The 19,787-nt window shown below is 72.5% G+C and carries 22 protein-coding genes and 3 pseudogenes; 14 read left to right on the top strand and 11 right to left on the bottom strand.

What is annotated here, in order from left to right; genetic code table 11:
• Nucleotides 1-34 precede the first annotated feature (34 nt).
• Entirely contained in the window at nucleotides 35-865 is an 831-nt protein-coding gene (locus AB0M27_RS22690) for an aldo/keto reductase (RefSeq protein ID WP_365723676.1), read from the top strand.
• A 13-nt stretch (nucleotides 866-878) separates the two neighbouring features.
• On the opposite strand, the gene AB0M27_RS22685 is transcribed toward AB0M27_RS22690, so the two are convergent.
• Complete coding sequence (locus AB0M27_RS22685) at nucleotides 879-1,754, bottom strand: helix-turn-helix transcriptional regulator (RefSeq protein ID WP_365723675.1); 876 nt, start codon at nucleotides 1,752-1,754, stop codon at nucleotides 879-881.
• 161 nt (nucleotides 1,755-1,915) lie between these two features.
• Here AB0M27_RS22685 and AB0M27_RS22680 point away from each other — a divergent pair, with 161 nt between their 5' ends.
• From AB0M27_RS22680 to AB0M27_RS22665, 4 genes are all read left to right on the top strand, one after another.
• Complete coding sequence (locus tag AB0M27_RS22680; protein ID WP_365723674.1) at nucleotides 1,916-2,779, top strand: oxidoreductase; 864 nt, start codon at nucleotides 1,916-1,918, stop codon at nucleotides 2,777-2,779.
• Nucleotides 2,780-2,837: 58 nt separating this feature from the next.
• Complete coding sequence (locus AB0M27_RS22675) at nucleotides 2,838-3,446, top strand: DNA polymerase ligase N-terminal domain-containing protein (RefSeq protein WP_365723673.1); 609 nt, start codon at nucleotides 2,838-2,840, stop codon at nucleotides 3,444-3,446.
• Nucleotides 3,443-3,718, top strand: a complete 276-nt coding sequence (locus tag AB0M27_RS22670) for a hypothetical protein (RefSeq protein WP_365723672.1) — start codon at nucleotides 3,443-3,445, stop codon at nucleotides 3,716-3,718. Before AB0M27_RS22675 ends, AB0M27_RS22670 begins: the two co-directional genes overlap by 4 nt.
• 107 nt (nucleotides 3,719-3,825) lie before the next feature.
• Complete coding sequence (locus AB0M27_RS22665) at nucleotides 3,826-4,260, top strand: cupin domain-containing protein (protein WP_365723671.1); 435 nt, start codon at nucleotides 3,826-3,828, stop codon at nucleotides 4,258-4,260.
• 19 nt (nucleotides 4,261-4,279) lie between these two features.
• Here AB0M27_RS22665 and AB0M27_RS22660 read toward each other — a convergent pair.
• The 4 genes and pseudogenes from AB0M27_RS22660 to AB0M27_RS22645 form a co-directional block, all read right to left on the bottom strand.
• Nucleotides 4,280-4,498, bottom strand: a pseudogene (locus AB0M27_RS22660) (ATP-binding protein); the annotation flags it as partial.
• 214 nt (nucleotides 4,499-4,712) lie between these two features.
• The gene (locus AB0M27_RS22655) at nucleotides 4,713-5,180 is read right to left on the bottom strand and encodes a peroxiredoxin (RefSeq protein WP_365723670.1); all 468 of its coding nucleotides are present in this window, start codon (nucleotides 5,178-5,180) and stop codon (nucleotides 4,713-4,715) included.
• Nucleotides 5,177-5,557 carry a hypothetical protein gene (locus tag AB0M27_RS22650; RefSeq protein ID WP_365723669.1) on the bottom strand — a complete coding sequence of 127 codons (381 nt, stop codon included), beginning with the start codon at nucleotides 5,555-5,557 and terminating at the stop codon, nucleotides 5,177-5,179. The genes AB0M27_RS22655 and AB0M27_RS22650 overlap by 4 nt, the downstream gene beginning before the upstream one ends.
• Before the next feature lie 81 nt (nucleotides 5,558-5,638).
• Entirely contained in the window at nucleotides 5,639-6,163 is a 525-nt protein-coding gene (locus AB0M27_RS22645; RefSeq protein ID WP_365723668.1) for a MarR family transcriptional regulator, read from the bottom strand.
• Between the two features lie 188 nt (nucleotides 6,164-6,351).
• Here AB0M27_RS22645 and AB0M27_RS22640 point away from each other — a divergent pair, with 188 nt between their 5' ends.
• From AB0M27_RS22640 to AB0M27_RS22630, 3 genes are all read left to right on the top strand, one after another.
• Complete coding sequence (locus AB0M27_RS22640) at nucleotides 6,352-6,639, top strand: antibiotic biosynthesis monooxygenase (RefSeq protein ID WP_365723667.1); 288 nt, start codon at nucleotides 6,352-6,354, stop codon at nucleotides 6,637-6,639.
• 246 nt (nucleotides 6,640-6,885) lie between these two features.
• Nucleotides 6,886-7,527, top strand: coding sequence for a hypothetical protein (locus AB0M27_RS22635; protein WP_365723666.1), 642 nt, complete (start codon nucleotides 6,886-6,888; stop codon nucleotides 7,525-7,527).
• Between the two features lie 189 nt (nucleotides 7,528-7,716).
• Nucleotides 7,717-8,490 carry an XRE family transcriptional regulator gene (locus AB0M27_RS22630; protein WP_365723665.1) on the top strand — a complete coding sequence of 258 codons (774 nt, stop codon included), beginning with the start codon at nucleotides 7,717-7,719 and terminating at the stop codon, nucleotides 8,488-8,490.
• 147 nt (nucleotides 8,491-8,637) lie between these two features.
• On the opposite strand, the pseudogene AB0M27_RS22625 reads toward AB0M27_RS22630, so the two are convergent.
• The 4 genes and pseudogenes from AB0M27_RS22625 to AB0M27_RS22610 form a co-directional block, all read right to left on the bottom strand.
• Nucleotides 8,638-9,126 (bottom strand): annotated as a pseudogene (locus AB0M27_RS22625) (4-carboxy-4-hydroxy-2-oxoadipate aldolase/oxaloacetate decarboxylase); the annotation flags it as partial.
• Nucleotides 9,123-9,875, bottom strand: a complete 753-nt coding sequence (locus AB0M27_RS22620) for a PIG-L deacetylase family protein (RefSeq protein WP_365723664.1) — start codon at nucleotides 9,873-9,875, stop codon at nucleotides 9,123-9,125. The pseudogene AB0M27_RS22625 and the gene AB0M27_RS22620, both read right to left, overlap by 4 nt.
• Nucleotides 9,876-9,977: 102 nt before the next feature.
• Complete coding sequence (locus AB0M27_RS22615) at nucleotides 9,978-10,628, bottom strand: GntR family transcriptional regulator (RefSeq protein WP_365723663.1); 651 nt, start codon at nucleotides 10,626-10,628, stop codon at nucleotides 9,978-9,980.
• A 98-nt stretch (nucleotides 10,629-10,726) separates the two neighbouring features.
• Nucleotides 10,727-11,584 carry a LysR family transcriptional regulator gene (locus AB0M27_RS22610; protein WP_365723662.1) on the bottom strand — a complete coding sequence of 286 codons (858 nt, stop codon included), beginning with the start codon at nucleotides 11,582-11,584 and terminating at the stop codon, nucleotides 10,727-10,729.
• Between the two features lie 155 nt (nucleotides 11,585-11,739).
• Between AB0M27_RS22610 and AB0M27_RS22605 the strand changes: the two genes are divergently transcribed.
• The 3 genes from AB0M27_RS22605 to AB0M27_RS22595 all read left to right on the top strand — a co-directional run bounded on the left by AB0M27_RS22605 (nucleotide 11,740) and on the right by AB0M27_RS22595 (nucleotide 14,826).
• Nucleotides 11,740-12,543, top strand: a complete 804-nt coding sequence (locus AB0M27_RS22605; protein ID WP_365723753.1) for an EamA family transporter — start codon at nucleotides 11,740-11,742, stop codon at nucleotides 12,541-12,543.
• A gap of 230 nt (nucleotides 12,544-12,773) precedes the next feature.
• Nucleotides 12,774-13,532, top strand: a complete 759-nt coding sequence (locus AB0M27_RS22600) for an IclR family transcriptional regulator (RefSeq protein ID WP_365723661.1) — start codon at nucleotides 12,774-12,776, stop codon at nucleotides 13,530-13,532.
• Between the two features lie 97 nt (nucleotides 13,533-13,629).
• The gene (locus AB0M27_RS22595; RefSeq protein ID WP_365723660.1) at nucleotides 13,630-14,826 is read left to right on the top strand and encodes a PP2C family protein-serine/threonine phosphatase; all 1,197 of its coding nucleotides are present in this window, start codon (nucleotides 13,630-13,632) and stop codon (nucleotides 14,824-14,826) included.
• Nucleotides 14,827-14,845: 19 nt separating this feature from the next.
• Here the strand turns inward: AB0M27_RS22595 and AB0M27_RS22590 are convergent, their stop codons facing one another.
• Nucleotides 14,846-15,271, bottom strand: coding sequence for an ATP-binding protein (locus tag AB0M27_RS22590; RefSeq protein WP_365723659.1), 426 nt, complete (start codon nucleotides 15,269-15,271; stop codon nucleotides 14,846-14,848).
• A gap of 175 nt (nucleotides 15,272-15,446) precedes the next feature.
• Between AB0M27_RS22590 and AB0M27_RS22585 the strand changes: the two genes are divergently transcribed.
• The 3 genes from AB0M27_RS22585 to AB0M27_RS22575 all read left to right on the top strand — a co-directional run bounded on the left by AB0M27_RS22585 (nucleotide 15,447) and on the right by AB0M27_RS22575 (nucleotide 19,081).
• Nucleotides 15,447-16,211, top strand: coding sequence for an IclR family transcriptional regulator (locus tag AB0M27_RS22585; RefSeq protein ID WP_365723658.1), 765 nt, complete (start codon nucleotides 15,447-15,449; stop codon nucleotides 16,209-16,211).
• 44 nt (nucleotides 16,212-16,255) lie between these two features.
• Complete coding sequence (glpK, locus tag AB0M27_RS22580) at nucleotides 16,256-17,770, top strand: glycerol kinase GlpK (protein ID WP_365723657.1); 1,515 nt, start codon at nucleotides 16,256-16,258, stop codon at nucleotides 17,768-17,770.
• 267 nt (nucleotides 17,771-18,037) lie between these two features.
• Nucleotides 18,038-19,081 (top strand): alcohol dehydrogenase catalytic domain-containing protein, encoded by a 1,044-nt coding sequence (locus AB0M27_RS22575; RefSeq protein WP_365723656.1) that lies wholly within the window; start codon nucleotides 18,038-18,040, stop codon nucleotides 19,079-19,081.
• Between the two features lie 11 nt (nucleotides 19,082-19,092).
• Here AB0M27_RS22575 and AB0M27_RS22570 read toward each other — a convergent pair.
• Nucleotides 19,093-19,476 (bottom strand): annotated as a pseudogene (locus tag AB0M27_RS22570) (TetR/AcrR family transcriptional regulator); the annotation flags it as partial.
• Between the last annotated feature and the right edge of the window lie 311 nt (nucleotides 19,477-19,787).

The following is a 19,787-nucleotide window of genomic DNA, read 5'->3' as shown; positions in this document are numbered from 1 at the left end:
TGGGAGGACGACACAGTCGAGGGAAGGTCCCATCGTGAACGGCATTCCGGCGCACACGCTCAACGACGGTACGACGATCCCCGCCATCGGCCTCGGCACCTGGCCGCTGGACGACACGGCCGCCGAGCAGGCCGTACGCTCCGCGCTCGACCTGGGCTACCGGCTGGTGGACACCGCGACGAACTACCGGAACGAAACCGGTGTCGGGCGGGCCGTAGCGGGCAGCGGCGTGCCCCGTGAGGAGGTGGTCGTGACCACCAAGCTGCCCGGCCGCCACCACGGCTACGAGGAGACCCTGGCCTCCTTCGAGGAGTCCCGGCGGCGGCTCGGCCTGGAGTACGTGGACCTGTATCTGATCCACTGGCCGAATCCCCGGGTCGGCAAGTACGCCGACTCCTGGAAGGCGATGATCAAGCTGCGCGAGGACGGGCTGGTCCGCTCGATCGGCGTCTCGAACTTCACTCCGGAGCACATCACGCGGCTGGAGAAGGAGACCGGGGTGCTGCCGTCGGTGAACCAGATCGAGCTGCACCCGCTGTTCCCGCAGGAGGAGCTGCGCGCCTTCCACGCCGACAAGGGCATCGTCACCGAGAGCTGGAGCCCGCTGGGCCGGGGCACCGCCCTGCTGGACGATCCCGCGGTCGCCGAGGTCTCCACGGCGCACGGGGTGACCCCGGGGCAGGTGCTGCTGCGCTGGCACCTCCAGGTCGGCGCGCTGCCCATCCCGAAGTCGGCCGACCCGGGCAGGCAGCGCGCCAACCTGGACGTCTTCGGGTTCGAGCTGGACTCCGACCAGCTGGCGGCCATCGGGCACCGCTCCCCGCGGCGGCTCGGCGGGGACCCAGAGAGGCACGAGGAGTTCTGAACCGGCGACGGCCCTACTGCTCCTCGATCCGTTCCTGCGCGCTGTCCGGCCGGGCTCCGTGGCCGGACGGCGCGGCGAGGCTGCCGAGGATGTCCAGCAGTTCGGCGCTGCGGCTGCCGGGCTCGGCGTGGAAGACCACCAGGGTGAGTCCGTCGGTGCCGTCCACGGACAGCTTCTCCGACCGCAGGTCGAGGTCGCCGACCTGCGGATGGGTCAGGTGGCTCACCCGGCCGCGGCGGGGTCGTACCTCGTGCCGGGCCCACAGGGTGCGGAAGCGTTCGCTGCGCAGGGACAGCTCACCGACCAGGTCCCGCAGCCGCGGGTCGTCCGCGTCCGCCCCCGCCTCGGAGCGCAGTACGGCCACGCCCTCCTCGGTGAGGTCCTCCCAGTCCCGGCGCAGCTCGCGCTCGGCCGGGTCGAGGAAGACGGCCCGCAGGAGGTTGACGCCGCGCCGGTAGTTCGGGGTGAGCGCGGTGGCGAGGGCGTTGGCGGCGAGGCAGTCGGTGTAGCGGTTCTGGACGTAGGCGGGGTTGTGCGGCCAGCCGTCGATGAGCTGGAGCAGGCCGGCCGGGACCTGCTGGGTGCGGCGCACGGAGCGTACGCCGGGGCCGGGCCGGTCCTGGGCGAGGCCGACGAGGTGGGCGGTGGCGTCGGCGTCGAGCCGCAGCACGCCGGCGATGGCCTGGAGGACCTGCACGGACGGGTTGCGGTCGCGGCCCTGCTCCAGCCGCAGGTAGTAGTCGGAGCTGATGCCGGCCAGCATCGCGACCTCCTCACGGCGCAGCCCCGGCACCCGGCGCAGCCCTCCGCCGGGCAGCCCCACGTCCTCGGGCCGCACCAGCGCCCGGCGGGCGCGCAGGAACTCGCCGAGCGCGTTCGTTCGGTCCATGGCCCCACCGTACGGCGGCCCGGCCGGCGGTGACTGGCCCTGTCACTCCCAGGATCGACGAGGTACTGCAACGGCGGGCGCGACGGGCGCAGGGTTGAGAGCGAGGCCGCCGGCGGGACCGGTGGCCCGGACATCCTGAGCATCATCTGGAGAGGTACGACATGACTGCACAGCTCGGCGGCACCCTCACCCCGGCCGAGGGCCTGACCCTGACCCGCGTCGGCTACGGCGCCATGCAGCTGGCCGGGCCGCACGTCTTCGGTCCGCCGAAGGACCGTGACCGGGCCGTGGCGGTGCTCCGTGCGGTGGTCGAGGCGGGCATCACGCACATCGACACCGCCGACTTCTACGGGCCCGTGGTCGTCAACGAGCTCATCCGGGAGGCGCTGCACCCCTACCCCGAGGAGCTGCACATCGTCACCAAGGTCGGCGCCCGCCGGGGAACCGACGGCAGCTGGATCCTGTCCCGGCACCCGGAGGACCTGAAGGCGCAGGTGTACGACAACCTGCGGAACCTGGACGTGGAGTCGCTGGACGTCGTCAATCTGCGGGTGGGTGGCGTGGACGCCCCGAACGACGACTCCCTGGCCGAGCAGTTCGGCGCGCTGGCCGAGCTGCGGGAGCGGGGGCTGATCCGGCATCTGGGGCTGAGCACGGTGACCGCGGCGCAGCTGGACGAGGCGCTGGCGATCGCGCCCGTCGTGACCGTGCAGAACCTGTACAACCTGGCCAACCGGCAGGACGACGCCCTGGTGGAGCGCACGGCGGCCGAGAACATCGCCTTCGTGCCGTACTTCCCGCTCGGTGGCTTCAGCCCGCTGCAGTCCGAGACGCTGGCGAAGGTCGCCGTTCGGCTGGGGTCCTCGCCGCAGCAGGTGGCGCTGGCCTGGCTGCTGCGCCGGTCGCCGAACATCGCGCTGATCCCCGGCACCTCCTCGCCGGAGCACCTGCGGGAGAACATCGCCGCCGCGTCCCTGGTGCTGCCGGACGACGCGGTCGCCGAGCTGCACGGCATCGCGGGCTGAACGGCGCGCTCCGGGGTACTCGGCGGGCCGTGGGGCGGACGTACGGAAGGAGCCGCAGGTGGCAGCGGAGGACCGGCTGCGGACGTACCGCGGCAAGCGCGACTTCGAGCGGACCCGCGAGCCGTCGGGGCAGGGGCCCCGGGCCGGGGGTGACGAGCCGCATTTCGTGGTGCAGATCCACGACGCCAGCCGGATGCACTTCGACTTCCGGCTCCAGGTCGAGGACGTCCTGAAGTCGTGGTCGATCCCGAAGGGCCCGTCCACGGATCCCGGGGACAAGCGGATGGCCGTGCCCACCGAGGACCATCCGCTGGAGTACGAGGAGTTCGAGGGAGTGATCCCGAAGGGCGAGTACGGCGGCGGAACGGTGATCGTCTGGGACAACGGCACGTACGAGCCGCTCAGCCACGACCGCAAGGGGCGCCCGGTGGATTTCGCGGAGTCGCTGGAGCGCGGGCACGCCACCTTCCGGCTGCACGGCAGCAAACTGCGCGGCGAGTACGCCCTGACCCGCTTCCGGGGAGACCAGGGTGAACAGGAGGCCTGGCTGCTGGTGCGCAAGGGGCGGGCGCGACCGGCCGGGCACGGCACCCCGGATCCCCGGCGGGCCCGCTCGGTGCGCACCGGACGCACCCTCGCGCAGGTCGCGGCCGACGGCGAGGAGTGAGGGGCGGTGCCGGGTCCGCTGGACGCGATGCCGGCCGGCGGGAGCTGCTGCGTCCGGCCGGGCCGGGCGCGGAGCTCGCCGCGGCCCCGATGCTGGCCACGCTGAGCGACCGCCGGGACTTCGGCGAGGGCTGGCTGTTCGAACGGAAGCTGGTCGCGCAGATCGCCTTCACCGAGTGGACCCGGGACGGGATGCTGCGGCATCCCCGCTACCTGGGACTGCGCGAGGACAAACGGCCACGGCACGTGGTCCGCGAGCGCGCGGCGGCCTGACACCGGAGATCACGTAGGCATACGGATCATCGGGTTCCGCCCCCAACTCGTCTGCGGTGCCCTTATGTTCACGGCGACACGCCGCTCGCCTCCCGAAAGGGTCCCGCATGCGTACCGCCCTCCGTGCCGCCGTCACCGGCGCGCTGACCGTCGCCACCGTTCTGACCTGCGGCACCGCGCAGGCGACCCCGCCGGGGCCCGGTGTGACGGCCCGGATCATCAGCCAGACCACCATCGGCGACACCGACTACACCCTGCGGGAGATCACCGTCCCGCCCGGCCAGAGCACCGGCTGGCACTACCACGACGGGCCGCTGTACGGCGTGGTGAGACAGGGCACCCTCAGCCACTTCGACTCCGGCTGCGCCTCGGACGGCGTGTACCGCAGGGGCGCGACGATCCAGGAGCCGGCCGGTGCGGACCATGTCCACATCGGGCGGAACCTCGGCGACACCCCGCTCGTGCTCGATGTGCTCTACGTGCTGCCGCACGGCGCCCCGTTCTCGGAGGACGCGCCGAACCCGGGCTGCCCGTTCCAGTGATCGGTGCCGGGGCGGGCGGTCAGGTGCAGGGCAGCGCCTGCTCGGCCCAGATCGTCTTGCCCCGGCCCGTCTGCCGGCTTCCCCAGCGCTGGGTGAGCTGGGCGACCAGCAGCAGTCCGCGGCCGCCCTCGTCGTAGGCGTGCGCCCGGCGCAGGTGCGGTGAGGTGGAACTGGCGTCGGAGACCTCGCAGATGAGCGCGCGGTCGCGGATCAGCCGGAGCTGGATGGGCGGATCGCCGCCCCGGCGAGCAGCCCGGCCGCGGGCCGGCCCACGACGTCCTCGGCCGGGTGGCCCGTGAGCCGCCGCGCGCCCTCGCTCCACCCGGTCACCGTACCCAGGGCGCCGATGATCGCCACGGCGGCGTCATGCCTCATACGCCCAAGGATGTTCCGATTGGTCCGGCACATCAAGCGCGCGGATGTTCCTGTGCGCCCTGCGGGGCGGGGGCCGTTCAGCCCTGGTGGGCGCGCAGGGCGGCGAGAGCCCGGTCGGCGTGGGTGTTCATGCGCAGCTCGCTGCGGACGATCTCCAGCACTGTGCGGTCCTCGGCGATCACGAAGGTGACGCGTTTGGTGGGGGCGAGGGAGAAGCCGCGCTTGACGCCGAACCGCTCGCGGACCGCGCCGTCGGCGTCGGAGAGCAGCGGCATGCCGAGGCGGTGCCGGCCGGCGAACTCCTGCTGCTTGTCCACGGTGTCGCCGCTGATGCCGACGGGCCGGGCACCGACGGCGGCGAACTCGGCGGCCAGGTCGCGGAAGTGGCAGGCCTCGGCAGTGCAGCCGGGGGTGAGGGCGGCCGGGTAGAAGAAGAGGACCACCGGCCCGTCGGCCAGCAGCTCGGTGAGCCGGCGGGTGGTGCCGGTCTCGTCGGGCAGGGCGAAGTCCTCGGCCTTGTCCCCGACCTCGATGCGTTCCGTCATGACTGTCCCTTCTCGTTCCGGGCGACTCCCCGGGCCCACAGCACCAGCGGCACCTGCAGCGGCAGCCGCGCGAGGGCGGCCGTCCGCAGCGGCGCGGGCCGGTGCCGCCAGTCCACGGCCATCTGCACGTTCGCCGGGAACACCCCGACGAAGAAGGCCGCGGCCGCCTTCGCGGCGACCGCGCGTGTCCGGGGTGCGGCCATCCCGGCCGCCAGAGCAAGCTCCACGAAGCCGCTGCCGTACGTCCAAGCCCGGGGCGAGCCCGGCAGCGCACGCGGTACGACCGCGTCGAAGGAGCGCGGTGCCGCGAAGTGGGCGACCCCTGCCGCGGCCAGCAGGCCGGCGAGCAGCAGGGGTGAGCGTTCGGACCGGGACACGGTTCCTCCTCTGATGGCCTGCCGCCGGATATTACTCGACGGTAGGCGCTGGGGTGGCCCATTGTCGCAGGACGTCGGCCGTCACGCCGTGGCGACGGTGTCGTCCGTCTCCCGGCCGGAGTCCTCGTCGGTCGAGTACGCGAGGAAGTCGTCGACCATGCGGTGGAACAGGGTCGCCATCTGCCGCAGATCCTCGGGCCGCCAGTCGGCGAGGGCGAGTTGCATCCCCCGGGCCCCGGCCTCGCGGACCCGCTCGACGGCTTCCCGGCCCGCGTCGGTCAGCCGGATCCGCTGGGCGCGCCGGTCCACGGGGTCCGGGACTCGCGTGACGTATCCGGCCTTCTGCAGTTGCTGCACGGTCCGCGTCACGTGGGAGGCCTCCACACCCAAGCGCTGTGCCAGCTCCCCCGGACGCAGCGGTTCGGAGTCGGCGATCTGCCGCAGCAGGGCCACCGCGGCCCGGTCCAGGGGCACGCCGGCCAGCGCCATCAGCCGCTCGTGCTGCCGGGCCCGGGTGCCGAGGTAGGTGAGGCGCGTCAGGGCGCCCTCTATCTCGTTGACCTCCGGGGACGCGACGGGCAGGTCGGACAGCGATTCCGTGGGCATATCCGTCAGTTTACCAGCTCGTTGCGTAAGTCAAGTAAGTTCCACCCCTCGCTCTCGGCCCCCTCGGCGGCCGGCCATACGCGGACATGGCCACGTGTCGTACGGCCGCGTGTCGTACGGACCGCCCCACAGCAGGAGCGTGCTGGAATCGGCGAGTCCACCCGCCTTTGGAACACCGGAGGAATGCCATGGCCTTCGCCGTCGTAGCCCAGTACCAGTGCGCCCCCGCCGACGCCGACACCGTGCGTGACGCGCTGCGGAGGATGCGCGAACTGGTCCCGTCGGAGCCCGCGAACCTCGCCTACGAGGCACACGAGGTCGTCGACCGGCCGGGGGCGTTCGTGCTGTACGAGCGCTACACGGACCGCGCCGGCTTCGAGGCGCACAAGGAGACGGACCACTTCGCGGAGCTGATCCGGGGGACGGTGTTCCCGCTGCTGAAGGAGCGGACCATCACCTTCGCCGAGACGCTCTGACCGCCGCGGACGCCTGGGGCGCGCCCCTCGGGACACGTCAGCCGGACGTGCGCGGAGACGGCCCGGGACGGCGGGACGCCTCCGCGCCGCGGACCGGATGAGCCCACCTGCGCCGCGAGCGCCCGTCCCGCGGGACGTCCCGGCCGTCCCTGGGGACACCGGAACGGCATTGCGACGGCGCGCCACGGAAACCCTGGCTGTCGTGATCACTGCTCGTGGTCACGAGAACGACAGCCGGAGGCTTCCATGATCCGACGGACCCTCAAAAGCGGACTGCTGGCCACGGTGGCGGTGCTCGCGTTCCTGCCCACGGCGGCCGGCGTCACCACGGCGAGCGCCGCCGCACCGCGCCCGGTTCCCAACGCCACCACCCAGCACCACGGCCACCGCGCCCAGCACCGCACCCACCGCACCGGCCGGCGCGTCCACCACCGCCGGTACGTCACCCACCGCCGGCACCACCGCGTCCACCTCCGTACGCACCACACCCGCCCAGTGCACCGGATCCACCGCCTCACGGCCCGGCGAGCTGCGTACCGCTTCATGCCACGGACGGGAGCCTACCGTCTCGCCGCGCACGCCGCCGCGTACCGCCTCGCCGCGCACCGCCTGCACTGCCGGTTCATGGCAGACCCGTTGACGTACCGTCACGTCCTGCCCGTCACCGGCCGAGTCGCCACCCGCCACGCCCAGCTCAACGTCCGCTCCGGCCCGGGCACCGGCTACCGGATCGTCGGCCATCGCAGCACGGGCCGCCACCTGATGCTCGTCTGCAAGACGCGCGGCTCCGCGGTGTACGGCAACCGCACCTGGTACCGGCTGCGGCACCACGCGGGCTATGTCTCGGCCCACTACGTCCGCACCGACCGCACGCTCCCCTGGTGCTGACGGCACGTCACACCGCAGCACCACCCAGCCGCCGAAGGCCCGTTCGACGACCCCCGAACGGGCCTTCGGTACGCCCACAGCTCACCTTGCTCATACCTCACCGCGTGTTCCAGTCGCCGTCCTCGCGGGAATCCATTCCGACAACAGGGGCGAAACCGCCCATAGCGGAACGGGAGTCGAGGACGCACGATGCGGCACCCCCAAGCATCGACCACGCCGGACGAGGCACTGGTGGCGGGACTGCGCGAGCTGAAGGACCGTACGGGGCTGAGCCTGGCGGCGCTGGCCGCGCGCACCCCGTACAGCAAGTCCGCGTGGCACCGCTATCTGTCCGGCGGCACACCGCCGCCGAGGCCGGCCGTGGAGGCGCTCTGCCGGCTCGCCGGCGCCGATCCCGAGGCCGCGCTGACACTGTGGGACGCGGCCGACATCTCGCCGCCCGCTGTCGTGCCCGAGCAGCGCGGTCGAAAGCGGTGTTTCGGGCGGCTCCCGTCGTGGCTTCCGCTGTCGGTGTTCGCGCTGTTCGGCACAGCGACGGCGGTGGCCGCCGCTGTCGCCTTCTCCGGGCGGCCGGGTGCCGCGCCCGCCGCGCGAACGCTGCCGGAGGTGCACCGCTGTCACGGACGGTCCTGTCAGGGCGAGTTGCCCGACGCCTCGGTGTGTGCCCGGGACGCGCGGACCACGAGCACGGTCACCGGTCCCGCCTACACCGTCCGGCTGCGCTGGTCACCGGCCTGCGGGACCGCCTGGTCCGAGGTGTGGCTTCGCTCGCCCAGGGCCCGTGAGGTGTCGGTACGCGTAGGCCAGGACGTGATGTCGGCCGGTTACCCGGCGGACGACTCCACCGGTGTCAGCAGCCCGATGCTCTCGGTGTCCTCGCCGCGAGGCGTGGAGGCGTGTGCGGAGGTGGCCGGGGAGCTGGCCTGCACGGGCCTGGACGTGGAGCCCGACGCACAGAGGTGACACCGTGAAACCCGTACGGCGCCGTACCCCCTGGACGGGGTGCGGCGCCGAGCGCGGGGCGGGGCCGGGTCAGCCGGCCGTGACGAGCCGCTGCCCGGTGCCGCTGTGCTCGGGGCGCCGCGAGGAGCGCAGGGCGGCGACGCCGAACACGTCACCGGGGCGGACGACCTGGCCGCCGACGGCGACGGGGACGTTGACCGAGCCACCGGTCGCCTTCACGGTGCCTTGCGCGCAGACGGCCGCCGACCAGGCGGGGAAGCCGAGTTCGCGCAGTTCCTGGGTGTCGCGGACGCCCGCGTCGATGACCAGGCCGCGCACCCCGCGCCGCTTCAGCGCGGTGGCGAACAGTTCGCCGAACATGCCGTCGGTGGACGGCGAGGTGGTGGTGACGACCAGGATGTCGCCCTCGCCGCACTGCTCGACGGCGGCGTGGATCATCAGGTTGTCGCCGGGCCAGGACAGCACGGTGACGGCGGTGCCGGCGACCCGGACGCCCTGCTGGATCGGGCGGAGATACGACGGGAGCAGGCCGGTGCGGCCCATGGCCTCATGGACGGTGGCGACGCCGTACCCGGCGAGGGCGTCGACGTCCTGCGCCTCGGCCTTGGGTGGGTCGGTGACGATCACGCCGCTCATGCCAGTTCCTTCGTGACCTGCGGGTAGGGGCGCATGTAGGCCTCGGCCATGGTCTTGTGCGGCAGGCCCAGGTAGGGTCCGGCGTTGCGCCTGAGCTGGACTCCGCGGCGGACGGCGAGGTCGGTGTAGTAGTCCCACAGGTGCTGCTGGGCGCCGAGGCACTCCATCGCCTTGCGCTTGGTCTCCCACACCTCGGTGATGTCGAGCAGGACTTCGGGCCTGAAGCCGCTCATCTCGGGCTGGTGGGGCTCGAAGCAGAAGACCGGCGGGGCGCCGATGATCTCGCCGGGTCCGGGGTAGCCGATGGCCTGGGCGAGGACACGGGCCTCCAGGGCCATGCGGTTGGCGGCGGGGTGGTCGCCGTTGTACGGGTCCTGCACCGGGTGGGTGAGGACGACGTCGGGCTGGGTCTCCCGGTAGACGGCGACGAGCTGGTCGGTCAGTTCGGCGGTGGCAACGAGGGGGTAGTCGCCGGCGTCGAAGAAGCGGACCTCGGCGCCGAGGGTGGCGGCGGCCTGCTCGGCCTCGTCCCGCCGTATCGCCTTGATCTCCTCAAGGTTCTTCCCCTCGCGCCACGCCTTGGCGGACTCACCGCGCTCACCGAAGGTCAGACAGGCGATGGTGACCTCGTCGCCGCGCGCCGCGGCCAGGGCGATGGCGCCGCCCGCGCGCCACACGAAGTCCCCGGCGTGCGCGGTGACGACGAGGGTCGAACGGGGTGGGTGTGCGGGCGCGTTGGGGTGGTTCATGGCGGAGTTCTCCCTTGTCGGGCCCGGCGCGCCGCAGACATGCGTCTCTGTGGCGCCCGCGCCTCGGTGGACAGGTGCGCGCCGGCCCCGCGTCCCGCGCGCTCAGTCCTGGAGCGCCTCGATCACGCTGGCGAGGTGGGCGCGGGCGGCCGCTTCGGCCGCCTGCGGATCCCTGGCCCTGATCGCCTCGATCATCGCCAGGTGCTCGTTCAGGGATTGCTGCGGACGCCCCGGCCGCAGCGCCAACTGGAAGCGGTGGCGGACCAGTTGGGCGTTCAGCCGCTCCAGCAGCTCGACCGCGGTCTGCTGCCCGGAGATGACCCGGATCCGGTCGTGGAGCTGGTGGTTGAGGTCGGAGTACGTGACCGGCTCGCCGTCTGCGACGGCCTTCTCCATCGCCGTGCCGAGGTCGGCCAGCTCGGTCAGCTGCCCATCACTGGCCGCCACGGCGGCCTTGGCCGCACACAGTCCCTCCAGGACCATGCGGCACTCCGTGATGGCGACCGCTTCCTCCACGGTCACCACCCGCACCCGCGAACCGCGGTTGCGGATCCTCTCGACCAGTCCCTGCGCCTCCAGATCGATCAACGCCGCACGGATGCTGGCCCGCGTCACACCGAACTGCTCGGCGAGTTCGTTCTCCACCAGCCGCTGGGCCGGCGCCATCTCGCCGTGCAGGATCGCCTGCCGCAGCTGCGCGAACGCATGCTGCTTGGCCTGCTCTCCGGTGGTCGGACGGGCTTCCTGCGGCATCGTGCCCTCCCTGAGTGAGTGCCTGTGGAACCTAAATCTAGCCAGACAACATTGTCAACAATTTTGTTTGCGCTTTTCGGTCCCGTCGCTCCGGTCCCTCAGTTCGCGCGGTACAGCTCGCCGAGCAGTTCCTGGACCGCCTGGAGGGCCGGGTGCGGGTCGTCGTGCCACCAGGCGAGCCGTACGGCGACGGGTTCGGCGTCCCGGACCGGCCGGTAGACGACGCCGGGTCGTGGGTACTGGTTCGCGGTCGACTCGGCGGTGACGCCGATGCCGCGTCCGGCGGCGATGACGGTGAGCCAGTCGTCGACGTCGTGCGTCTCCTCGACGGCGGGGCGGGAGTCCGGCGGCCACAGCTCGGGGGTGGTGGTGCCGGTGCGCCGGTCCACCCAGAGGGTGCGGCCGGTCAGTTCGGCGAGCCGTACGGACCGGCGGCGGGCCAGCGGATCGTCGGCGGCCATCGCGCACAGGCGCCGCTCCAGGCCCACGATGGCGGTGTCGAACCGCCGGTCCTCCAGCGGCCTGCGCACCACCGCGAGGTCGCAAGCGCCTTCGGCGAGACCGGCGGACGCCGTGTTGACGCGGACGAGATGCAGATCGATCCCGGGGTGGGCGGCGGTCCAGCGCCGCTGGAAGGCGACGGTGTGGCGGCCGACGGCCGACCATGCGTAGCCGATCCGCAGCCGGGTGTGCCCCGAGGTGGCCTCCTGGACCAGGGCGGCGACGTCCGCCAGCACCCGCCGGGCCTGCGCCACCACCCGCAGCCCGGTCGCCGTCGGGGTCACCTCACGCGAGGTACGCCGCAACAGCCGTACGCCCAGGGCTCTTTCGAGCCCGGCCAGGGTGCGGGAGACGGCCGCCTGGGACACCCCGAGGGCGATCGCCGCGTCCGTGAAGGTGCCCTCGTCGACGATGGCGACGAGACAGCGCAGCTGCCGGAGCTCGACCTCATCCATACGCTCAGCGTATAGAGGGTGGGGCCCATGCATTTTGCGCAAGCGCCGGACGGGCGGACGCTCCTCCCATGCGACGAGTTCTCGGACACCCCACCGCGACGGCGTCCCCCGTGGTCCAAAGCCCCGCGCCGGGGCGGCTGGCCGGCGTGGCGACCATGTTCGGCAGCGGCCTGTCCAACCAGACCGGCGCGGCGATCGGCGCGCTCGCCTTCCCGGTCCTCGGTCCGCTCGGCGTGGTGGCGGTGCGCCAGTACGTGGCCGCGCTGGTCCTGGTGGCCGTCGGCCGGCCACGCCTGCGCGACTTCACCCGGCGCCAGTGGTGGCCGGTGCTGCTGCTGGCCGTGGTGTTCGGCACCATGAACCTGACCCTGTACAGCGCGATCGACCGGATCGGCTTGGGGCTGGCGGTGACCCTGGAGTTCCTGGGCCCGCTCGGCATCGCGCTGGCCGCCTCGCGCCGCCGGCTGGACGCCGGGTGCGCGGCACTGGCCGGGACCGGAGTCGTGGTGCTGATGCGCCCCCAGCCGTCCACCGACTACCTGGGCATGGGCCTGGGCCTGGTGGCCGCCTGCTGCTGGGCCTCGTACATCCTGCTCAACCGGATCATCGGGCGGCGCATCCCGGGCGCGCAGGGGTCGGCCGCGGCCGCGTGCGTGTCGGCGCTGACCTTCCTGCCGATCGGGATCGTCCTCGCCGTACGGCATCCGCCGACGGCCGGGGCCCTGCTGTGCGCGGTGGCGGCGGGTGTGCTGTCGTCCGCCGTGCCGTACCTCGCCGATCTGCTCACGCTGCGCAAGGTGCCCGCCCAGACCTTCGGTCTCTTCATGAGCGTCAATCCGGTGCTGGCGGCGGTGGTCGGCTGGGTGGTGCTGGGGCAGAGTCCGGGAGTGCCGGAGTGGGTGGGGATCGGAGCGGTGGTGGCCGCGAACGCGGTCAGTGTCGCGAGCACGCACCGCTGAGGACGACCGCACGGGTCGCTCCCGTCGCCCGCCCGCCGTCCGTCCGCGCGCCGACGGGCGGGAGAGCGGGCGAAGCGGGTGGTCCTGGGCCGTTTTCCCGCGGGTCGAGGACGGCGGCCGGGTGGTCGCTCACCATGCGGGGCCAGCCCGTGGGCGCCGGCCTCGCCACCCCGCGGGGTGACCCCAACCTGAGCCTTGCCCGGGCCAGCCGTCCGGCGCAGTCTGGTCCTATGGGTGCTCAGGACGGCCCCACGCTCATCACCTCCGTGCAGCGGGCCTTCCGTCTGCTGGAGGCGGTGAGCGCGCACGAGAACGGCGCGCCGGCGAAACAGCTGGCACGCGAGACGGGGCTGCCGCTGGCCACCGCCTACCACCTGCTGCGCACCCTCGTGCACGACGGATACGTACGAAAGCTGGACGACGGCGGCTTCATCCTGGGCGACAAGCTGGACTCCCTCCACACGGCGGGCCGCACGCAGACGCTGCTCAGCCGCGTGCGCCCCACGCTGGCCGCCCTGCGCGACGAGCTGTCCAGCGCCGCCTACCTCACGTTCTACGAGGAGGGCGAGATCAGGGTGGCCGAGATCGTGGACAGCCCCCGTATGCCCCGGGTGGATCTCTGGGTGGGTTTCGAGGATGCCGGACACGCCACCGCGCTGGGCAAGTCCGTGCTGCGTGAGCTGGACGAGGACGCCCGCAGGGACTATCTGTCCAGGCACCAGCTCGCCGAACTCACACCACGGACGATCACCAGTCTTCCGGAGCTGCTCCGCAGGATCGAGGCGCCCCCCTTGGCACCGGCCGTCACGGACCTGGAGGAGTACGCGCTCGGCACCGTGTGCGTCGCCGTTCCCGTCTACCGCGGCAGCACGCCCGGCTCGCTCGGCGTCTCCCTTCCGGCGGAGCGGCGGGCCCGACTCCAGGAGATCCGGGCACGACTCCTCCCGGTCGCGAGCCGGGTGACCAGGAGCCTCTCACTCACTATCTGAAATTCCGCTCCTTGTGGCTGCCTCGCCCAGCCCGTTTTCTTGATGAAACGGACATTCCGGGCGTGTGCCCCGTACGGACGAGGACTGCTGACCAACCATGAGCCAGACCGGACACCATGACGGCGACCGTGCGCCGATGCGGCTGTTCAGGAACCGAGCGGCCAGCGCCCGGGGACTCCGCCGACGCGCCGCCGGGCAGCCGGCCGCCGGACCGCACGTGCTTTCGGTGCTGCCGGTGCTGGTCGTCGCCGTCGTCGCCGTCGTCGCTCTCGTCGGCGCGGCCCTGGGCGGAGGACTGATCTGGCTGCCGCTGCTGGCGACCGGCCCCGCGCTGGCTGCCGCCACCAACGAGCCGCGTGGTGTGCTGTGGGTGGGTCTCTTCGCCACGGCGACGGGCGCGGCGCTGGGCATCGGGTACGAGGCGCCGGCCCGCGAACTGGCGGCCGTGCTCGCCGCCCTGCTGGCCGTCACGGCGGCGAGCGGCCTGGCCGGCGCGCTGCGTGGCCGTCGTGAGCGGGTCCTCGCGGCCGTTCGCTCGGTTGCCGAGGCCGCCCAGCACGCCCTGCTCCAGCCGGTCCCGGACACCGTCGGCCCGTTCCAGGTGGCCGTCCGCTACAGCGCCGCGGCGGCGGAGGCGCGGATCGGCGGGGACCTCTACGCCCTGGTGCCCACGCCCCACGGGATCAGGCTGATCGTCGGCGACGTGCTCGGCAAGGGGCTGCCCGCCGTGGGAACCGCCGCCCTCGTGCTCGGGGTGTTCCGCGAGGCCGCCTATGACGAGCCCGACCTGCTCGCCGTCGTCGCGAGGATCGAGCGGAGCCTGGCGCGCAACCTCGGTCCGGACGACTTCGTCACCGCCGTGGTAGCCGGACTCCCCCGGTCGGGAGACCTGGAGATCGTCAACTGCGGGCATGCTCCGCCGCTGCTGGTGTCCGCCTCCGGAGAGGTCGGGGCGGTGGAGTCCGATCATCCCGCGCCGCCCCTCGGGCTGCGGGCGCTCTCGGGCCAGGTTCCCCGCCGGCAGCGACTGCCCTTCGCGGTGGGAGACCAGCTGCTGCTCTACACCGACGGGGTCACGGAGGCCCGGGATCACACGCGTGCCTTCTATCCGCTGGCCGAAGGGGTGGCCCGCCATGTGTGCGACGAGCCGGCGCGCACCCTGACCGCGCTGCACGACGAACTGCTGGCCCATGTGGGCGGCCGGCTGCACGACGACGCCGCCCTGCTCCTGCTCCGGAAGACGACGGCGGACGAGTCGGCGTGCGTGCCGTCATGGTGCGAGGCCGCGCTCTAGGTCATCCGCTCCAGGCCGTCTAGGTCACGATGAGCTCGGCCCACCGGGTGACTCCGCCGAGGTGGGTGCGTATGCCATGGCGGGTCGCCAGGGCGTGGACGATCGCCTCTCCCCTGCCGTGCTCGTCGGGGTCGACGCCGTCGAGGGACCCACCCGTCGAAAAGGCGGGTCCCGCGTCGCTGACCTCGATGCGCAGGGTGCGGCCGCCGTCGCCCAGCACCCACGACAGCCGCAGCACGGCCGGGGGCCGGGCGTGCACGATCGCGTTGGTGACGAGCTCCGACACCATGAGCAGCGCGTCGTCGACGAGGTGCGGACAGACCCTCCAGTCGGCGAGGACCGCCGCCGCACGATGGCGTACGGCTGAGACGGCGCCGGCGGCGGGCGGCACCGGACACACGTGTTCGCATGCCGCCTGAAGCAGCGTCTTGAGCTGTGCCGCCATGTTCTCTCCCGGTGGTGTACGACCGGCCCAGCGCCACCATTTCGGCGTGTTCCGGGCTGGCAAGCACGTTATGGAGACAAATCGGGCCGGTCAATGAATGCTGGTCGGCATTACCGAACGCCCGCGGTCCCTCGCCCCACGGGCACGGCGTCCGTGCGGGTAATAGGCTCAATTCATGGCCGGCCCAGTCCAGTCGATCGAACGGGCGGCGGCGATTCTGCGTCTGCTCGCCGGCGGGCCCCGCCGACTCGGTCTCGGTGAGGTGGCGGCCTCGCTCGGGCTGGCGAAGGGCACCGCCCACGGCATTCTGCGCACGCTCCAGCACGTGGACTTCGTGGAGCAGGACGCGACGACCGGGAAGTACCAGCTCGGAGCCGCCCTGCTGCACCTCGGTACCAGTTACCTCGACGTCAACGAGCTGCGCTCGCGCTCGCTCAACTGGGCCGACGCCCTGGCCGCCCGCAGTGGGGAGGCGGTACGCCTGGGAACGCCGCTGGAGGGCAGCGTCCTCGTCGTCCACCACGTGTTCCGGCCGGACGACACCTTCCAGACCCTGGACGTGGGCGCGCTGCTGCCCCTGCACGCCTCCTCGCTCGGCAAGGTACTGCTGGCGTACGGGACCGCCAGCGTCGAGCCGGGCCAAGGGGGACTGGAGGCGTACACCCGGCACACCCTGGTCGATCCCCAGCAGCTGGCCCGGGCGCTCGCGGAGGTGAGGGAGGTCGGGTGGGCGGCCGAGACACAGGAAATGACCATGGGTGAGGCCGGACTTGCCGCGCCGATCCGCGGGCACGGCGGCCTCGTCGTCGGCGCCATCGGGCTGTCCGGGCCGGTCGAGCGGATCTGCGACAGCCACGGCCACCCCCGCCCGAGTCTGATCACGCTGATCCGGGAAGCCTCACGGGCGATCTCCAGAGACCTGGGGGCCGCCCGCTGGTAGGCCAGGACAGCCGCCCCTCGATCCGTCGGAAGGCAGACCCGATCATGGCCGAACGGTATGTAATGTCCATCGATCAGGGCACCAACTCGACCCGATGCATCCTGTTCGACCACCGTGGGCGGCTGGTCTCGGTCGCGCAGAAGGAACACCAGCAGCACTTCCCCCGGCCCGGCTGGGTCGAGCACGACGCCATGGAGATATGGCACAACCTGCGGCACGTCGTGCCCGAGGCGCTGTCCGACACCGGTGTCGGCAAGGAGCAGGTCATCGCCATCGGCCTGGCCAACCAACGTGAGACGACGGTGCTCTGGGACCGGCGGACGGGCGCTCCACTGGGCCGGGCGATCGTGTGGCAGGACACCCGCACGGCACCGCTCGTCGACGACCTCAGGCAGCACCCCGGGGAGGCGTTCTTCCTGGAGCGGTGCGCTCTGCCGCCCTCGACCTACTTCTCCGCGCTGCGGATCCGGTGGCTGTTCGACCACGTCAAGGGGGTCGAGCAGCGCGCCAAGGACGGCGAGGTCCTGTTCGGCACGATGGAGAGCTGGCTGATCTGGAATCTCACCGGCGGCGCCGACAGCGGCCTGCACATCACCGACGCCACCAACGCCAGCCGCACCATGCTGATGAACATCCGCACGCTCACCTGGGACGACGAGCTGCTGGCCTTCTTCGGGGTGCCCCGCGCGATGCTGCCCGAGATCCGGTCCTCCGCGGAGGCGTACGGCGAAGCCCGCGCGCTGCTGCCCGGGGTCTCCATCACGGCGGCCCTCGGCGACCAGCAGGCCGCCCTCTTCGGCCAGACCTGCTTCTCCCCCGGCGAGGCCAAGTGCACCTACGGAACGGGCAGCTTCCTGCTGCTCAATACCGGCAACGAGCTGGTGCGGTCCCGGCACGGGCTCCTCACGACCGTCGCGTACAAGATCGGGGACCAGCAGCCGGCCTACGCCCTGGAAGGGTCGATAGCCGTCACCGGCGCACTCGTCCAGTGGTTCCGTGACCGGCTGGGCCTGATCAGCAGCGCCCCGGAGATCGAGACGCTCGCGCGGACGGTCGCGGACAACGGCGGCTGCTACATCGTGCCCGCCTTCTCGGGTCTGTTCGCGCCCCGCTGGCGCAACGACGCACGCGGCGTCATCGTTGGCCTCACCTCGTACATCACCAAGGGGCACCTGGCGCGCGCCGTGCTGGAGGCCACCGGATGGCAGACCCGGGAGGTCGTCGACGCCATGAACGCCGACTCCTCGGTCTCCCTTCGGCAGCTCAAGGTGGACGGGGGCATGACCGCGGACAACCTGCTCATGCAGTTCCTGGCCGACGTGCTCGACGTGCCCGTGGTCCGGCCCATGGTCGCCGAGACGGTTTCCCTGGGCGCCGCCTACGCGGCCGGACTCGCCGCCGGCTACTGGCCCGATCTGGAAGTGCTGCGCCGCAACTGGCACCGGGCCGCCCAGTGGCTGCCCGACATGGACCCCGAACTGCGGGAGTCGGAGTACGACAACTGGCAGCGGGCCGTCGAACGCTCACTGGGCTGGGTCAGACCGCCACGTTCCCCCTGACACGGCCCCGCAGGGGAGCCGACAACACCGGACGGCGGTGGCGCGATGGGCATTCACTTGCTTGACTCAAGTAAGACATGTGCTTGCCTAACTCAAGCAAGCCGCTGGCCGGCCGGGGTGGCCATGAGCGGAGGCCACCCCTGCGCCGCGTCCCGTGGGGACGGGGAGCGGCATCGCCCCAGGACCGGGGCCGGGCCCCCGCCCGGCCCCGGTCCTGGGCGCCTCCCCCAGTCGGCCCGCCCCGACCTCCCGAAAGCGAGTCACCCCATGGCCACCATGAAGTCCGTACAGACCGGCGCCGCGGGGCAGATCGAGGTGGTGGACGTCGAGCGCCCCGAGCCCGGGCCGAAGGACGTGCTCGTGAAGATCCGCGCATGTGGCATCTGCGGCACCGATCTCACCTTTGTGCACATGGGCGGCATGCCGGCCCGCGCCCATCTGGGCGGTGAACCGGTCCCGTTGGCCCTGCGGCACGAGCCGGCCGGGGAGATCGTCGAGGTCGGCGCGGAGGTCACGGGCCTGAAAGCCGGGGACCGGGTGGTCGTCGATCCACAGGACGCGCCCACCGGGATCATCGGCTGCGGCGGCAGACACGGCGGCATGAGCGAGTACCTGCTGATCGAGAACGCCGTCGCGGGGCGGAGCGTGGCGGTGTTCCCCGACTCCGTGCCCTTCGACGTGGCCTCGCTCAACGAGCCGATGGCGGTCGCCCTGCACTGCGTCAACCGGTCCGAGGCACGGCCGTCGGAGAAGGTGGTGGTGTTCGGCGCCGGGCCCATCGGGCTCGATGCCACGATCTGGCTGAAGCTACGGGGTGTGCGGCACGTGGTCGTGGTGGATGTGCTGCCGGACCGGCTGGAGAAGGCCCTGGCCGTCGGCGCGGACGCGGTGATCGACTCGCGCGCGCGGGACGTGGCCGCCCGGCTGACCCAACTGCACGGGCAGAGCGCCAACGCGCTCGGCCTGCCTCGGCCGGACACCGACGTCTACATCGACGCCGCCGGCGCCGCGGCCGTCTTCAACACCGTGGTCGGCGCGGCCAAGTGGGGCGCCCGGCTGGTCATGGTGGCCGTACAGAAGAAGGGTTGGGAGCACGACCTCGGCGGGATGCTGCGCAGCGAGCTGACACTGATCGCGTCGCAGGGGTATCCCACGGAGATCTTCGAGGTGACGCCTCAACTGGTCGAGCACCACGAGCGCTTCTCGCGGCTGATCAGCCACCGGGTGCCGTTCGCCGAGGCGGACCGGGCCTTCCGGCTGGCGCTGACGCCGGGTGCGGCGGAGAAGGTCGTGGTGACCTTCGATGCGTGAAGCCCGGGGGCTCAGCGAGCAGGTCCGACCGGGGCCAGCCACAGGCCCAGGATCGCGTCCGTGAGGCCCGTGGCCGCCTCCGACCAGGTGGCTCTCGGGGTCGGCGTGCCCTCGGCGAGGGAGCGTTCCCGCTCGGCGCAGGTGTGCAGGATCAACAGGCGGACCATCTGGCCGCGTTCGGCGCGGACCTCGAACGGCAGTTCCGGAAGGACGCGGTTCAGCCCCTCGATCGCCTGCCGCAGCGCCGGCGAGGCCATGGACTCCTCGACCATGATCTCGTGCAGCGCCGGGTCGGTCATGACCTGGGCGCAGAACCGGGCGTACCAGGTCGGGCTGCCGAGCCCGGCCAGATGCTCGGTCACCGGGCGCACCAGGCAGTCGACCCAGTCGCGCAAGGCCGGCCCGTGGCCGCCTGGAGGAGACCGTGCGGCCGCACTCCCCCGGCCACGATTCCCTTCGCCCGGTGCCCGGCCCGGGCGCACGGCGAGCACCGACGGGCCGGGCGCCGCTCGCCCGGTCGGCGGTCGCGCCCACGCGGCTTTCTGCTGCGACCGTCTGCCGTGCCATTGCCGGGCTGCTTGCTGGACGGCGGCCGTCGTGGCGGCTCGAAGCCCGCTGAGCGACAGCGCACATCGCCGGAGGGCGGGCGTCGCCGCCCGTCTCCGCGGCATGCGCAGGCGGTGTGGGCCCGCCCGTGTCGGCGACA

Origin of the sequence: Streptomyces sp. NPDC052107 (assembly GCF_040680215.1) — a bacterium.
Classification (GTDB): Bacteria; Actinomycetota; Actinomycetes; order Streptomycetales; family Streptomycetaceae; genus Streptomyces.
The sequence above is the reverse complement of the archived record's forward strand: the minus strand, read 5'-3'. Positions and strand labels throughout refer to the sequence as shown.